The 15,868-nt window shown below is 33.1% G+C and carries 17 protein-coding genes; 6 read left to right on the top strand and 11 right to left on the bottom strand.

Annotated elements, in window-relative coordinates:
- Window positions 1-4: 4 nt before the first annotated feature.
- The 7 genes from rplV to rpsJ all read right to left on the bottom strand — a co-directional run bounded on the left by rplV (window position 5) and on the right by rpsJ (window position 3,525).
- Complete coding sequence (rplV, locus tag HMPREF2715_RS01915; RefSeq protein WP_001829734.1) at window positions 5-358, bottom strand: 50S ribosomal protein L22; 354 nt, start codon at window positions 356-358, stop codon at window positions 5-7.
- A gap of 27 nt (window positions 359-385) precedes the next feature.
- A complete protein-coding gene (gene rpsS / locus HMPREF2715_RS01910) occupies window positions 386-664 on the bottom strand; it encodes a 30S ribosomal protein S19 (protein WP_001829710.1) in 279 nt (92 codons plus the stop codon).
- A gap of 64 nt (window positions 665-728) precedes the next feature.
- Window positions 729-1,562, bottom strand: coding sequence for a 50S ribosomal protein L2 (gene rplB / locus HMPREF2715_RS01905; RefSeq protein WP_011275128.1), 834 nt, complete (start codon window positions 1,560-1,562; stop codon window positions 729-731).
- A 39-nt stretch (window positions 1,563-1,601) separates the two neighbouring features.
- Complete coding sequence (gene rplW, locus HMPREF2715_RS01900; RefSeq protein WP_011275127.1) at window positions 1,602-1,877, bottom strand: 50S ribosomal protein L23; 276 nt, start codon at window positions 1,875-1,877, stop codon at window positions 1,602-1,604.
- Window positions 1,877-2,500: a 50S ribosomal protein L4 gene (gene rplD / locus HMPREF2715_RS01895; protein ID WP_070442786.1), complete on the bottom strand. Its 624-nt coding sequence runs from the start codon at window positions 2,498-2,500 to the stop codon at window positions 1,877-1,879. The genes rplW and rplD overlap by 1 nt, the downstream gene beginning before the upstream one ends.
- Window positions 2,501-2,526: 26 nt before the next feature.
- Window positions 2,527-3,189: a 50S ribosomal protein L3 gene (gene rplC / locus HMPREF2715_RS01890; RefSeq protein WP_070442789.1), complete on the bottom strand. Its 663-nt coding sequence runs from the start codon at window positions 3,187-3,189 to the stop codon at window positions 2,527-2,529.
- Window positions 3,190-3,216: 27 nt separating this feature from the next.
- Window positions 3,217-3,525 carry a 30S ribosomal protein S10 gene (rpsJ, locus tag HMPREF2715_RS01885; protein WP_015900978.1) on the bottom strand — a complete coding sequence of 103 codons (309 nt, stop codon included), beginning with the start codon at window positions 3,523-3,525 and terminating at the stop codon, window positions 3,217-3,219.
- 377 nt (window positions 3,526-3,902) lie between these two features.
- Here rpsJ and HMPREF2715_RS01880 point away from each other — a divergent pair, with 377 nt between their 5' ends.
- Complete coding sequence (locus tag HMPREF2715_RS01880) at window positions 3,903-4,298, top strand: hypothetical protein (RefSeq protein WP_070581231.1); 396 nt, start codon at window positions 3,903-3,905, stop codon at window positions 4,296-4,298.
- A gap of 43 nt (window positions 4,299-4,341) precedes the next feature.
- On the opposite strand, the gene HMPREF2715_RS01875 is transcribed toward HMPREF2715_RS01880, so the two are convergent.
- Window positions 4,342-5,676 carry an NCS2 family permease gene (locus tag HMPREF2715_RS01875; RefSeq protein ID WP_070839232.1) on the bottom strand — a complete coding sequence of 445 codons (1,335 nt, stop codon included), beginning with the start codon at window positions 5,674-5,676 and terminating at the stop codon, window positions 4,342-4,344.
- Window positions 5,677-5,789: 113 nt separating this feature from the next.
- Window positions 5,790-7,925 carry a DNA topoisomerase III gene (locus HMPREF2715_RS01870; protein ID WP_070442375.1) on the bottom strand — a complete coding sequence of 712 codons (2,136 nt, stop codon included), beginning with the start codon at window positions 7,923-7,925 and terminating at the stop codon, window positions 5,790-5,792.
- A 148-nt stretch (window positions 7,926-8,073) separates the two neighbouring features.
- Between HMPREF2715_RS01870 and HMPREF2715_RS01865 the strand changes: the two genes are divergently transcribed.
- The 3 genes from HMPREF2715_RS01865 (at window position 8,074) to HMPREF2715_RS01855 (ending at window position 10,800) form a co-directional block, all read left to right on the top strand.
- On the top strand, window positions 8,074-8,946 hold the full coding sequence (locus HMPREF2715_RS01865) for a GNAT family N-acetyltransferase (protein WP_070442378.1): 873 nt from the start codon (window positions 8,074-8,076) through the stop codon (window positions 8,944-8,946).
- A gap of 172 nt (window positions 8,947-9,118) precedes the next feature.
- Window positions 9,119-9,982, top strand: coding sequence for a GRP family sugar transporter (locus HMPREF2715_RS01860; RefSeq protein ID WP_070442381.1), 864 nt, complete (start codon window positions 9,119-9,121; stop codon window positions 9,980-9,982).
- Window positions 9,983-10,008: 26 nt separating this feature from the next.
- Window positions 10,009-10,800: a glucose 1-dehydrogenase gene (locus HMPREF2715_RS01855; protein WP_070581229.1), complete on the top strand. Its 792-nt coding sequence runs from the start codon at window positions 10,009-10,011 to the stop codon at window positions 10,798-10,800.
- Between the two features lie 69 nt (window positions 10,801-10,869).
- On the opposite strand, the gene HMPREF2715_RS01850 is transcribed toward HMPREF2715_RS01855, so the two are convergent.
- Window positions 10,870-11,778: an AEC family transporter gene (locus HMPREF2715_RS01850; RefSeq protein ID WP_070581228.1), complete on the bottom strand. Its 909-nt coding sequence runs from the start codon at window positions 11,776-11,778 to the stop codon at window positions 10,870-10,872.
- Window positions 11,779-11,917: 139 nt separating this feature from the next.
- Between HMPREF2715_RS01850 and HMPREF2715_RS11805 the strand changes: the two genes are divergently transcribed.
- Together HMPREF2715_RS11805 and mspA are read left to right on the top strand one after the other, a co-directional pair.
- Complete coding sequence (locus HMPREF2715_RS11805) at window positions 11,918-12,085, top strand: SE1832 family protein (protein ID WP_110709153.1); 168 nt, start codon at window positions 11,918-11,920, stop codon at window positions 12,083-12,085.
- A gap of 145 nt (window positions 12,086-12,230) precedes the next feature.
- Window positions 12,231-12,548, top strand: coding sequence for a membrane stabilizing protein MspA (gene mspA / locus HMPREF2715_RS01845; protein WP_011275115.1), 318 nt, complete (start codon window positions 12,231-12,233; stop codon window positions 12,546-12,548).
- A gap of 78 nt (window positions 12,549-12,626) precedes the next feature.
- On the opposite strand, the gene HMPREF2715_RS01840 is transcribed toward mspA, so the two are convergent.
- Window positions 12,627-15,809, bottom strand: coding sequence for an efflux RND transporter permease subunit (locus tag HMPREF2715_RS01840; RefSeq protein ID WP_070581227.1), 3,183 nt, complete (start codon window positions 15,807-15,809; stop codon window positions 12,627-12,629).
- Window positions 15,810-15,868 lie beyond the last annotated feature (59 nt).

The following is a 15,868-nucleotide window of genomic DNA, read 5'->3' as shown; positions in this document are numbered from 1 at the left end:
GTTATTAAGCTTCTTTAGCTTCTTCTTTACCGTCACTTACGACGATTGTAATGTGGCTTGTACGTTTATTGATAGCACTTGCACGACCTTGTGCACGTGGACGGAAACGTTTTAAAGTTGGTCCTTCATTTGCATATGCTTCTTTAACAACTAATTCATCAGTGTTCATGTCATAGTTGTGTTCAGCATTTGCTAAAGCGGACATTAATACTTTTTCAATTACTGGTGATGAAGCTTTGTTAGTTAATTTTAAAATAGCAATAGCTTCTCCAGCATTTTTACCTCTAATTAAGTCAAGAACTAATCTTACTTTACGAGGTGCGATTCTGATTGTTCTAGCAACCGCTTTTGCTTCCATTAGGATTTCCTCCTCTACTTTTATTTATTATCTTCTAGTTTTTTTATCGTCTGCAGCATGTCCTTTAAATGTACGAGTTGGAGCAAATTCACCTAATTTGTGACCTACCATATCTTCAGTTACATAAACAGGTACATGTTTACGACCATCGTATACCGCAAAAGTATGACCGATGAAATTTGGGAAAATTGTAGAACGACGAGACCATGTTTTGATTACTTGTTTCTTTTCACTTCCGTCTTGAGCTTCTACTTTTTTCATTAAATGATCATCGACGAAAGGTCCTTTTTTAATACTACGAGCCATTTGGGCGCCTCCCTTCTTATTGTGTGCGTGCAGCAATTAAGCCGCACACCCAAATAAGTTGTTATTATTTTTTCTTACGTCCACGAACGATAAGTTTGTCTGATGATTTTTTACCACGACGAGTTTTCTTACCAAGCGTTGGTTTACCCCATGGTGACATTGGAGATGGTCTACCGATAGGTGCACGACCTTCACCACCACCGTGTGGGTGATCGTTAGGGTTCATTACTGAACCACGAACTGTAGGACGGATGCCTTTCCATCTAGAACGTCCTGCTTTACCAACATTAACTAATTCATGTTGTAAGTTACCAACTTGACCAATTGTAGCACGGCAAGTTGATAAGATCATACGAACTTCACCAGAACGTAATCTGATTAGTACGTATTTACCTTCTTTACCAAGTACTTGTGAACTTGCACCCGCTGAACGAGCTAATTGTCCACCTTTACCAGGTTTTAATTCGATATTATGAATTACAGTACCAACTGGAATGTTTTGTAATGGTAATGCGTTACCAACTTTAATGTCAGCATCTGCACCACTCTCAACTACTTGGCCTACTTGTAATCCTTTTGGAGCAATAATATATCGTTTTTCACCATCAGCATATACTAATAAAGCAATGTTAGCTGAACGGTTTGGATCATATTGAATTGAATCAACTTTTGCAGTGATTCCATCTTTGTTACGTTTGAAATCGATAACGCGGTATTGACGTTTATGTCCTCCACCATGGTGACGAACTGTCAATTTACCTTGGTTGTTACGACCCGCTTTTTTCGGTAGCGGTTGTAATAATGACTTTTCAGGAGTAGATTTCGTGATTTCTGCGAAATCTAAACTAGTCATATTACGACGACCATTTGTTATTGGCTTATACTTTTTAAGAGCCATTGTCGCTTACCTCCTTAATGGTAACTTTTATTTTATTGTTTAGTTGAATAAGTCAATTGAACCTTCTTTTAAAGTAACAATTGCTTTTCTTCTTTTGTTTGTATAGCCTTGGTAACGGCCCATACGTTTTTTCTTAGGTTTGTAGTTGATGATGTTTACATTTGCAACTTTAACGTCGAAAATTTCTTCAACTGCAATTTTAACTTGTGTTTTATTAGCACGAGTATCTACGTCAAAAGTATATTTATCTTCAGCCATTGCTTCAGAAGATTTTTCAGTGATTACGGGGCGCTTAAGAACATCTCTTGCTTCCATTATCCGAGCACCTCCTCAACTTTTTTCGCAGCTGATTCAGTAATAATAACACTGTCAGCGCTAGTAATATCTAAAACGTTTAATCCTTGAGCTGTACTAACTTGTACACCAGGAATGTTACGTGCAGATAATTCAACGTTTACGTCTTCGCTATCAGTAACTACTAACACTTTTTTAGGTTGTTCAAGTGTAGTTAATATATTTTTGAATTCTTTTGTTTTTGGAGCTTCAAAACCAAAATTATCAACGATAGTGAAGTTGTTTTCTTTAACTTTGAAAGATAATGCAGAACGTAATGCTAAACGACGCATTTTCTTAGGCATTTTGTATGCATAGCTTCTTGGTGTTGGTCCGAATACGATACCACCACCACGCCATTGTGGAGCACGGATTGTACCTTGACGCGCACGTCCTGTACCTTTTTGTCTCCATGGTTTACGTCCGCCACCACGTACAGCTGAACGATTTTTAACTGCGTGAGTTCCTTGACGTAATGAAGCACGTTGTAAGTTAATTGCTTCGAAAAGAACACTGTTGTTTGGTTCAATAGCGAATACTGAATCGCTTAATTCAACAGAACCTGATTTAGATCCGTCTACTTTTAATACATCATAATTAGCCATTATGCTTTTCCTCCTTTCGCTACTTATTATTTATTACCTTTTTTAATTGAAGTTTGGATTTCTACGAAACCTTTTTTAGGTCCAGGCACGTTACCTTTTACTAAAATTACATTGTTTTCTGTATCAACTTGAACTACTTCTAAGTTTTGAACAGTAACTGTATTTCCACCCATACGTCCAGGCATTTTTTGGCCTTTGAATACTCTTGAAGCATCTGAAGCCATACCTACTGAACCTGGGGCTCTATGGAAATGAGAACCGTGAGCCATTGGTCCACGACCTTGGCCATGACGTTTAATAGCACCTTGGAAACCTTTACCTTTTGAAGTTCCTGTTACATCAATAATGTCTCCAGCTTCAAAAGTATCAACTGTGACTTCTTGACCTACTTCGTATTCTTCAACATTAACGTTTCTGAATTCGCGAATGAAGCGCTTAGGTGCTGTGCCCGCTTTCTTAGCGTGACCTTCAGCTGGTTTATTAGCATATTTATTAGATTTAGCATCTTTTTTGTATGCTTTTTTGTCTTCAAAACCTACTTGGATAGCGTTATAACCATCTACTTCTTCAGTTTTCTTTTGTAATACTACATTTTGACTTGCTTCTACTACTGTAACTGGGATTAATTCACCGTTTTCTCCGAATACTTGTGTCATCCCAATTTTTCTTCCTAAGATTCCTTTGGTCATCGAAAGTCCACCTCCTAAAATTTTCTATTATAATTTAATTTCGATGTCTACACCAGATGGTAAGTTTAATCCCATTAGGGCATCAACTGTTTTTGGTGTTGGGTTAACAATATCGATTAAACGTTTATGAGTACGTTGTTCGAATTGTTCACGTGAATCTTTGTACTTATGCACCGCACGAATAATTGTATAAACTGACTTTTCAGTTGGTAACGGGATTGGTCCAGAAACTTCTGCACCAGAACGTTTTGCAGTTTCAACAATTTTCTCTGCTGATTGATCAATCACACGGTGATCGTAAGCTTTTAATCTGATTCTGATTTTTTGTTTTGCCATAATTTTCCCTCCTTATTCGTCTACTTTAAAAGTGATAGACTTCTCCACGAAAACTATCTCACACAACGCCATGGCAAAGCGGCCGGGTGTGTCAGTAACCTTTCGCTTCATCGCTTTCATCAAGTCCAACATTAGATATGTTACAGGAAAAACAGTGATAAATCAAGGTTTTTCTGTAACTTTTTGTACTTTGTCTAACACATACTTAAGTATTGTACTTTAAATAGTTTTGTACATCAACCATTTTAAGTAAATTTTTCCCTTTTTTTGTTTTTACTTTATAATGTATATAAGTTAAGTCTTAAATTAAGCTTCTACTATTATAATAGTAGGAATTTAAAATTTGTTTTTAATAAATAGTGGGAGGCGTAGTTATATTGAAAAGAAATACTAAAGTAGCTCTTGCCCTAATAAGTTTCTTCTTATTATTATGTGAATTTTTCTATGGCATTCCTTTTCTAGGCGGAAGCTTTATATTAGGTTTTGGTTGGCAACCATTGTTAATTAATGCTTTTTTATATCTCATACTAGCAATTATTCTTTTAGTTGATAATCAAAATGCAATCAAGCCTATGTCAATTATTCCAATAATTGGTATTGTGGGATCTTTTGTTGCATTTATTCCAATTGTAGGAATGTTTGTTCATTGGGTGCTATTTTTCTTAATGGTATTCTTTATTTTTATAGTATTGAGTGCACCTATCTATATTCGTAATAAAGATGCAAAAGTCATTTATACTCAGTACAAAAATGATCATTCAAATAAATGGTAAAAAAAGGACGATGTCTCTAAATAGAGCATCGTCCTTTTCCTTATTAACCGTGTACAAATACGAAATATAAAATAAATAGTACCATTAAGAAATACATAATTGGATGTACTTCTTTGTGTTTTTTTGTGATAAGCATAGTTATTGGATAAAATATAAATCCGCAAGCGATACCAGTCGCAATTGAATATGATAGTGGCATCATAATAATTGTTATAAATGCTGGAACTGCAACTTCAAATTTCTTCCAATTTATTTCTGCAAAGTTAGCTGCCATTAAAATCCCAACTACTACTAATGCAGGTGTTGTTACTGCACTTGTAACAATTTCAATTAACGGACTAAAGAATAATGCTAAAAGGAAACAAATCCCTGTCACGATACTAGCAAAACCTGTTCTCGCACCCACAGCTACACCAGAAGTAGATTCAATATAAGATGTAGTTGTTGTTGTACCAAAAATGGCACCAACAATAGTAGCTAAAGAGTCAGCAAATAAAGCTCTACTTGCTCTCGGAAGCTTGTTATCTTTCATAATACCTGCTTGAGTAGCTACTGCTACTAATGTTCCAGCAGTATCAAAGAAATCTATAAAGAAGAAAGTTAAAATTACAATTAAAAATTGAATCGTAAATAATTGACTTGGATCCTTAAAGGCTTCAAATGCAGCACCGAATGTTGGTGTTATACTAGGGATTTTACCAACTACGCCAGAAGGTGTTTGTATTAATCCAGTTATCATTCCAACTATAGCAGTTATAATCATACCTATAAAAATTGAACCTGGTACTTTTCTAGCATATAGAATAATTGTAATCGCAATACCAAAAATTGCTAATAAAATTGGACCTTTTGTTAAATGTCCTAATGTAACTAATGTTGAGTCATTTTTCACAATGATACCAGCACTTTGTAAACCTACAAAGGTAATAAATAATCCTATACCAGCAGATACAGCCATTTTCATTTGATAAGGAATAGCATTGATTATTATCTCTCGAAGACCGGTTGCTGTAAGTATAGCAAAGAATATACCTGAACAAAGCACGCCAGTTAAACCTATTTGCCATGGAATTCCCATCGTTAAAACTACTGTAAAAGCAAAGAACGCATTAAGTCCCATTCCTGGAGCAAGTGCTATTGGATATTTTGCAATAAGTCCCATAAATAAAGAACCAACAAATGCTGCTAAAGCAGTTGCCACGAAAATAGCTCCTTGATCCATTTTCATGTCACCTGATACACCTTTAACACCTGCTAAACTTAATACTTGAGGATTTACAGCTAAAATGTATGCCATTGATAAGAAAGTTGTGATACCACCGATTATCTCTTTCTTATAATTAGTATCATACTCGTCGAATTGAAAGTATTGTTTCACGGTTTTAAACTCCTTTTATTAAAATACTTTAATATTTTAATATTACTTTTCGAAAAACACAATAATAAAAACGAACTTTTTTACCAACAAATATGATTAAGTTCGATTTTAAACTATAATTTCAAGTTTTTTAATGCATCTTTAAACGGATTATTCTCAAGTGAATCCTCATTATTCATATACTTTTTCATTTCTTTTTTAGATACTTTGCCACTGGATTTATTTTTAAATCGTTTATCCATCTGTTCTTGTGTTTCAGTATGACCACAGACACATCGATAAACTGCATCTTTTCCACGTCCAAATAATGTCATTTTCTTCTTACAATTTGGACAACGTGCATTTGTCTTACGTTGGACATTCTTTTTAGTTTTACATGTAGGATCTTGACATACTAACATTTGTCCATTTTTAGTTTTAACTTTAATCATGAATTTTCCACATGTCGGACATTCAGTAGTAGTTAAATTATCATGCTTATACTTTTGCTCGCTATTTTTAATAGTATTTACAATCGATTGAGTAAATGCCTTCATTTCGTCAATAAAGTGTCTAGAATTATATCTTCCTTTTTCTATTAATAATAGTTTCTCTTCCCACTCGGCAGTTAATAATGGAGATGTTAATTCTTGAGGCGCTAAATCCAGAATTTGCTTTCCTTTAGATGTTACTTTGATTTTGCCATCTCTAGATTCGATTGCATTAAGATTAAATAGTTTCTCAATTATATCTGCTCTTGTAGCAACTGTGCCAATCCCTCCAGTTTGTCTCAATGTGTTAGCATGTTTCTTTTCTTTAAGTTGTATATAATTTTGAGGGTTCTCCATGGCTTTTAGCAATGAACCTTCGTTAAAGTAATCAGGTGGTGTTGTTTCATGTTCATTTACTTTTAAACTTTGAAGGTGATACTTTTCTCCTTTTTGAAAAGCAACTTTCTTTACCACATTATCACTGTTCATTTTAAGTGCTTTATAACCTAGTTGACGTGTGGCTTTTTCATTAAAAACGAAGATATGTTTGCCAACAGTAACATTAACTCTAACCGCTTCATATTCATGAGGTGCCATTAAAGATTCTAGGAACCTTTCAGCTACCATCATATATATCTTACTTTCTCTGTTACTCAAACTTTGCATATCTGGACGTACTTCTGTTGGAATAATTGCGTGATGATCTGATACTTTATGATTATTAAAAATCCGCATTTTACTTGAATAAGATTGCCCCAACAATGATTTGACTTGTGATTTATAGTCAGTTGCTAATAAAGCATAAAGTCGTTCTTTAATAGTATCCACCATATCATCTGTTAAATAATTAGAATCTGTACGTGGGTAAGTAAGAACTTTATGGCGTTCATATAAATTTTGAATGGTATTAAGTGTTTCCTTTGGCCCCATTTTGTATCGTTGGTATGCCTCTTGTTGCAAATCAGTTAAGTTATACAGAGGCTTAGGATGACTTTTTTTAACTTTCTTTTCAACACTATCAACATTACCTTCTACATGTTCTATTTCATTAGCAATTTGAGTTGCGTCTTCTCTAGTCATGTGCTGCTTATTTGTCCTTAATTGGAAAGTTAATCCACCTATTTCAGTAGATAGTGTATAATATTTCTTCGGTTTAAAATGATTGATTTCTTGTTGTCTAGCATTAACTAATTGGATTGTTGGTGTTTGAACTCGACCCAATGATAATTGAGCGTCATATTTCGTCGTTAACGCACGTGTTGCATTGATACCCACAATCCAATCCGCTTCACTTCTAGCTAATGCTGCTTCATAAAGATGTTGAAATTCACGTCCGTCTTTAAGCTTTTTAAATCCCTCTTGAATTGCTTTTTTGGTTACGGAGCTAATCCACAAGCGCTTAATCGGTTTTTTATTATGAACTTTATTCAATATTAACCGTGCAACTAGTTCCCCTTCTCTTCCAGCATCAGTTGCTATAATAACTTCTTTCACTTTTTTATCTAAAATCAGTGACTTAACAGTTTTAAATTGTTTACTTGTTTTACTAATAACTACTGTTTGCATGTGCTTCGGTATGATAGGTAAATCTTCAAGTTTCCATTCCTTGTACGCTTTATCATAGTGTTCCGGCTGTGCATTAGTGACTAAATGACCCAATGCCCATGTGACAACATACTTTTCGTTTTCAATATAACCATTACGTCTTCCCTTTATGTTCATAGCTTCAGCTATATCTCTAGCTACGGATGGTTTCTCTGCCAAAATTAATGATTTCATAGAACTTTCCTTTCAATAAAAGATCTCTTAATACATGTATTTGATGTAAATACAATTGTAACACGATAGACAATAGTCTAAACTTTCAATTACTAATAAATAAACTTATAATTAATTTAACAAAATGATATTGAAATGGAGGTACGCTATGGACATAGTCAAAGTAAGCAACCTGAACCAAATCATATCTTTTATTAATACATCATCAGATACCCTTGCGTCTTATATATATAAACTTCATACGTCTAAAGGTGATGTAGAACAGTTACTAAATGAATCTATCCATACCACTGGTGTTTTCTGTTTAATAGAAGATGATTCAATTGTCGCATTAATCACTGGAATTTTATATGAAGAAGATAAATACAAAGTTATTGGACCATTTGTTAGTAAAGGTTTCACTCTTACAGATAATCATTTTATCTCATTATTTTCTGCATTAATGGAATCACAATCTGAGCATGCTACTTTTAACTTCTCTTATAATGATTGTGCACAAGATTCAAAACCTTTAATGAAGCTAATTCATGCGAATTATAACTTCACAGATTACTATTTAAATGTTTATAAATCATTAAATGAACCCGAATCAGATTTCAATATCATTGAATATCAGCCAGGGTTCCAAAGAGCTTTCAGTAAGTTACATGAACAGACGTTTAGACACAACGCATTAACTCCTAAAGAAATAGTCAATACTTTAGATGAACATAACCGATTATTTTTATTTGTTAGTGAAGGCTTGTTAAAAGGATACCTTTATTTACAAATAGACACGCTATCATCACTAGCTGAAATACGATATTTTAGTTCACATACTGATTATCGTCTCAAAGGGATAGCATTTGACTTACTTTCATATGCAATTCATTATGCATTTGAGCATTTTTCTATTGATAAAGTTTATTTTAAAATACGCAGTAAAAATGTCACTTTAGTTGAACGATTTAATGAATTGGGATTCGAAATTGAAAGTGAATATACTAAATATAAAATTGATCCAAGTCAATTGAATTACTAGCATGCCATTAGAGCATATTAAGATAATTACACATTAAATCTTAATATGCTTTTTTATTTACTTCAACGTATGAGCTTTTACATTTTAAAAGTTATTTTTTTCAGATAAAATGTTCACGAGTGTTATAGGAAGGAAACACTTGAAGTAAATAAATAAGGAGAGTGTTTACATAATGCAATTTATAGATATACTTATCGCATTATTACCTGCCCTATTTTGGGGGAGTGTCGTTTTAATTAATGTTTTTGTTGGGGGCGGACCTTATAACCAAATAAGAGGTACAACACTGGGTGCACTTATAGTTGGTATTGTATTGCTTTTAATTGGTAAAGCACAATTTGATAATTTAACAGTGATTATTGTTGGTTTAATATCAGGCGCTTTGTGGGCCTTTGGACAAGGTAACCAATTACGTTCAATTAGTTTAATTGGCGTTTCTAAAACAATGCCTATTTCTACAGGTATGCAATTAGTTGGTACTACATTATTTAGTGCTATTTTTCTTGGAGAATGGAGTACTGGTATTCAAGTAACAATGGGAATTATTGCCATGGTTCTATTAGTTACAGGTATCGCGTTAACCTCTTTACGCGGTAAAAATAAAGGAAAATCGAATGATCCAGAATTTAAGAAAGCAATGTTAATATTAGTGATTTCAACAGTTGGCTATGTCGGATATGTAGTAATAGCCGATATCTTTGGTGTCAGTGGTACTGATGCATTATTCTTCCAATCAATTGGTATGGCTATAGGTGGCTTCTTGTTATCAATGAAACATGAAACTAATATTAAATCTACAGCCCTTAACTTAATACCAGGTGTTGTATGGGCGATTGGTAACTTATTTATGTTCTATTCACAACCTAAAGTTGGTGTTGCAACAAGTTTCTCATTATCACAATTACTCGTAATCGTTTCTACACTAGGTGGTATTTTCCTACTAGGTGAGAAAAAAGACAAACGCCAAATGATTGGAATTTGGTCTGGTATAATCTTAATCGTTATTGCCGCATTTATACTCGGTAATCTTAAATAAATTAACATTACAAAGGAGGAACCAAAATGTTTTCAGATTTAGAAGGTAAAGTCGTAATTATAACTGGTGCTGGGAGTGGTATTGGTAAATCCTTTGCAGAGAACTTTGGTAAATCAAAAGCAAAAGTAGTTTTAAATTATCGCTCTGACCGTCATTTAGATGAAATTGAAGAAATTAAGCATATGATTAGTGATGCTGGTGGTGAAGCAATTGCCGTACAAGCTGATGTGGCTGTCGAGGAAGATGTAAAACGATTAGTTCAATCTGCTGTTAAAGAATTTGGCACGCTAGATATTATGATAAATAATGCAGGATTTGAAAAACCTATCCCAACCCATAAAATGTCAGTTGATGAATGGCAAAAAGTGATAGATATTAATTTAACTGGTGCATTCATAGGTTCTAGAGAAGCGGTTAATCAATTTTTAAAAGAAGATAAAAAAGGAATAATCATCAATACATCAAGTGTACATGATACGATTCCATGGCCTAATTATGTTAATTATGCTGCTAGTAAGGGTGGCTTAAAGTTAATGATGGAAACAATGTCTATGGAATACGCACAATATGGTATACGCATAAACAACATTTCTCCAGGTGCGATAGTCACTGAGCATACTAAGGAGAAATTCTCTAATCCAGAAACTCGTGCTGAGACATTGGAAATGATTCCGGCTAAAGAAATTGGTGAAGAACAAGATGTAGCTAATGTGGCATTATTCTTAGCTTCAGATTTAGCGAACTATATTCACGGTACTACCATTTACGTTGATGGTGGTATGACTAACTACCCTGCCTTTATAGGTGGTAAGGGTTGAATTTCAAACACTATGCAATAAAAAGCAAGCAATCCTTAAAGTAGAATTGCTTGCTTTTTTCATATTTAATCAAACAAATATCGCTTGATAAACATATAAAATGATTATACTCAAGATAATCGAAATGTTAGTAACCATACCTACTAAAGGCAATGTCTTGTATTTAAATTGAATAGAATACGGAATAATCGCTACTCCTACTGGTAATAACCAAGCAATGAGTAATGTCGTTTTAATCATATTATCTGAAACGGGTAAGAAGAAATGAACGAGTAAACCAGCTAATAAACCTAAACCATAATGAGCTAATAAATATTTAACTGCGATTGGTAGGAAATGACGTTCAATTTTAAAATTAAGCATAACACCTAAAAGAATCATTGATAGTGGCATATTCGCTTTAGATATTATAGTGAAAAAATCAATTGATACTTTAGGCAAATGAATATTTAACATATTTAAAGTAAACATGACGATATATGTGACAAGGGGCACAGAAGTAATTAATTTTTTGCCTAAAAATTTAAAATCAAACTGATCTCCACCTTGACTGAAATAACTTCCTACAAAATAAGTTACTCCAAACATAATAATTGCCCCACCTATATCAGCCATTCCAAAATAAATCATTCCATTTTTTGGCCAAATCGTATCAACAAGTGGATATGCAAATAAACCTATATTAAGTGATGCAGTCATCATTCCAACTGTACCTTTTATATGATTGTTATGCTTATTAAACAGCCACAATACAGTGACTTTAGCAAGGACGCCATACACAATCATCATTATAGGTAATATCGAAAATGAAAAATCTAATTCTGCACTATTGAGATTGACAATGACTAAAGAAGGTAGTGTGACATTGAGCACTAATGTTGATAATACCTGACTATCTGCCGCTTTTAAAAAGTTTATCCGTTTCAATAAATAACCTAATGCGATTAAAAGAATAATCATTATAAACTGCTCTGTCACGATAGTTCCTTCCTTCTTTTTAACATTATTATTACAGTTAATTACTTTAACATAATTTACTTCATTTTTAGAAGTGGATTGTTTCATGATATAATTCAATGTGATTGTTAAATTTTGAAATTAAAGGGGTTTAAGATTAATGAATTTAGAATCACAATTAGATGAATTAAAGTATGATTATGTTCGTTTACAAAATGACCTCGAGAAACGGGAATCTTTAAATCAAAATATAGACCCTCTCGTTAAGCAACTTGAAAATATTGAATTACAAATCTCTGAGATACGTTCAAAGTTACGTCAGAAATAAATAATTTTTCTATCTTATGAGATGATTAAAGTTGTGTAAATCTAGTATGATTTCTATTCAATAATTCAGTCAGCTACTTCGAATTTGTTATATAGAATCAAAATTATATTTTGTCTAAGGTTCATTATAGAAAGGAAGACAACAAGTGAAACTTTACTTATTATTATTGCCTATTTTATATCTCATCGTTAGTTACATAAGCATTTTTAAAATGCATTCGATTATTACTCGCATTTTACGCATTATTATGGGTGTATTATTACTGTTTGTACTAGCAGTTACAACTCTACAATTCCCTGCTGAAAACTGGTGGGTATTTATTGTTTTAGCATTACTTGTTGGTAATGTTGAAGTTACCGCATTCAAAGAATTGAAACATGATACTAAAGCTGTTTCAATTTTAAATATTTTATCAGTTATATTATTTATCATTTATGTTATTTTAACTTTTATCATGTATTAAATTAGTATAATTCAGTCAACTACTGCCAATATATAGTTATAGCCTGAGACATTGATTAATGTCCCAGGCTTTTGTTCTTTATTGTCTTGTTAACCTACCTTTAAGTGTAAAGAGAATTTCGTAAATTACGGGAACAACAATTAATGTAAGTAGTGTGGATGAAATCAACCCTCCGATTACAGTTGCTGCCATACCTTTTGAAATTAATATTGAACTATCTTGTCCAAATAATAAAGGCAATAATGCACCAATTGTTGCAATGGCAGTCATAAGAATTGGTCTAATACGAGTGCTTCCCGCTTCTAACAATGCCTCCTTCATTGACATACCTTCATGTTCATTTGTTATCACACGATCAATTAACACTATGGCATTGGTTACTACGATACCAATTAACATTAACATTCCAATTAAACTTGGAACAGATATTGTTTCACCTGTAATCAATAATGCTAATACGACACCAATAATAGTAAATGGTAGTGAGAATAGTATTGTGAAAGGTGCTAAGCCACCTTTAAATGTGATGACTAATACTAAATATACGATAACAATAGCGACTAACATGGCGAATGCCAATTGAGTCATTGCTTGATTAATGTCATCAGTAGCACCACCCACATTAATTTTAACGTTGTCTGGTTTATCTATATTATTGATTTTATTCATTACCTTACTAGATACACCACCTACGTCTGAATCAGTAATTTTACCGGAAACAGTTGTTGCATAGTCACCATCTTCTTGAACTAATTTACTTGGCGTAGTTGTACGTTCTAGTTCGGCTATATCTTTAAGTTTTACCGTTTCGCCTGTTGGGGATTTTAATTCCATATTATTTAATTTATTTCGAGACCAATCCGTCTGCTTGTTTTGTTTTACTTTAACATCGACTTTATTGTCATTTTCTTTAACTGTAGTAATCGTCTTTTCAGGCAAATTCTCATTTAAATTTAATGCTAATTGTCCTGCAGAAATACCTTTCTCTGTTGCTTTATTTTGATCTACTTTAATTTCATATTGATCATAGGTTTGCGATAAATCTGATTTTACATTGGTGATCCCGTTTACTGATTTCATCTTTTGCTCTACTTTAGCAACTGTATCTTTAATTGCATTCGTAGATGGCCCTTTGACTGTAACTTCAACTGAATCATTACCGGAACCATTACCCATGTCTTGATTTTTCCATTCACCTGGTTGATTCATTTTTGATAAATGGGAGATAACTTTATCAGGCTCTTCTTCAAAGTTAGGTGTATCTTTGTCATATTCAACCATAATAGCCATACTATTCGTACTACCAGTTGGGTCTGCTGGTGAAGGACCTCCCACTGAATATTGAACTGTTTTTACTTTATCCTTGGATTGTAAATATTTTTGTGCTTGCTTTGCATGATCTAAAACAGCTTTTTCAGTTTCACCGGGTTTAGGTGTATAGGTTACGGCTAAGAATTTGTCATCACCTGTTGAAATATAGCTTGTACCTAATTTTGCACCACCTAACGCAATGCTTCCTACTAGAATAACGACACTAATAATTAAGACAATCCATTTATGATTTAATGACCAGTTTAAAATTTTACGATAACTCTTGCTTACAATACCTAGTCCTCTATCATTCTGATGTTGTGAATTACGTTTTAACTTAATACCTTTTTTGAAAAATGTAGAAGCCAATGCTGGCACCACAGTAATGGATACAAGTAAAGATGCTAATAAACTAAACGCAATTGCTAATGCGAAAGGTCTAAACATTTCACCAACTGAACCTGACACAAATGCTAGTGGTAAGAACACGATTATAGTAACAATTGTAGAAGATAAAATCGGTTTAAATACTTCTCTTGTTGCACTAATGACTAAATTGTTGCCAGACAATTCTTCTTTAGGATCTGATAATCTTCGATAAATATTCTCTACAACAACAATTGAGTCATCTATCACACGACCGATAGCAATTGTTAATGCACCTAATGTCAAAATGTTTAGCGATACATCACTTAATTTTAATGCGATAAGTGCTATTAAAATCGAAAGCGGAATGGAAACAATTGAGATAGCCGTTGTTCTAATATTTCTCAAGAATAATAAGATAACTATAATTGCGACAATCGTTCCTAAAGCTGCTTTTTCAACCATTGTATATAATGAATCTTCAATTGGTTTAGCAGTATCCATGGTTTTCGTAGCTTTTATGTCATCATTATTTTTTACAAATTCATCAATTTTCTTTTGAGCTTCTTTAGCAACTTGAACTGTGTTGGCATCTTGTGCTTTCATAATTTGTACATTAACTGCATCTTTACCGTTCGTCTTAGAAATTGACTCACGTTCATCTCCTACAGTTATTGTTGCTAAATCACTTAATGGGACGCTAGGCATTTCTCCACTTGAAGCTTGAGATTGATTAGTCATTTGAGGTTGAGAACTTGAAGATGATATATTATCTCCAGTACTACTCATCTCACTACTCGATTGATCATCACTGCTGCCTGATTGACTCTGACCACTTATTGTTAATGGGATTTCTAAGTCTTTGAGTGCTTTAACAGATTTAAATTGACCATCTACTACTAAAGATTTTTCATTTTTTCCAAATTGAAATAATCCTAGAGGTGTTTCACGAGTTGCTGTTTTTATGTAATTTTCTACGTCATCAGCCGTTAGTCCCGCTTCATCTAATTTGTTTTGTTTAAATTTTAATGTAACTTGTCTCGTTGTTTGACCATTAAGTTGAGCATTCTGAATGCCATCAACGGTTTGTAATTTAGGAATAAGTTGGTCATTAATTTCTTTTGTTGTGGTTTTTAAGTCATCATTTTTATTAGTAAATGAATAAGCTACAATTGGGAATGCATCCATAGAATTTCGTGTTAATTCTGGCTCACTAACCCCATCTTTAAAGTCTAATTTATCTATTTCTTTCTTTAATACTTCTTCAGCTTTATCCATGTCTGTACCGTTATTATATTCAACAGTTACAATTGATGCATTTTGTATCGACTGTGTCTCTACACTTTTAACATATGCTAGAGATCGTACTTGGTTATCAATTTTAGAACTAATCTCATCTTGGGTTGTTTGAGGTGTAGCACCTGGCATTGTTGTTTGTACAGATATAACTGGATTTTCTACATCAGGAAGTAATTCTAATTTTAATTTAGCACTAGAATATACGCCTCCTAAAATTACTAAAACAACCATTAAGAAAATTGCGAATTTATTTCCCAACGAGAACGTTAACATCTTCTTTATCACTTATTTACTTCCCCCATTCTTTTTCTTTTAAAAAGCTATAATTTTTTTTTAATCATTCC

This window comes from Staphylococcus sp. HMSC062A01 (genome assembly GCF_001836805.1).
Classification (GTDB): domain Bacteria; phylum Bacillota; class Bacilli; order Staphylococcales; family Staphylococcaceae; genus Staphylococcus; species Staphylococcus haemolyticus.
The sequence above is the reverse complement of the archived record's forward strand: the minus strand, read 5'-3'. Positions and strand labels throughout refer to the sequence as shown.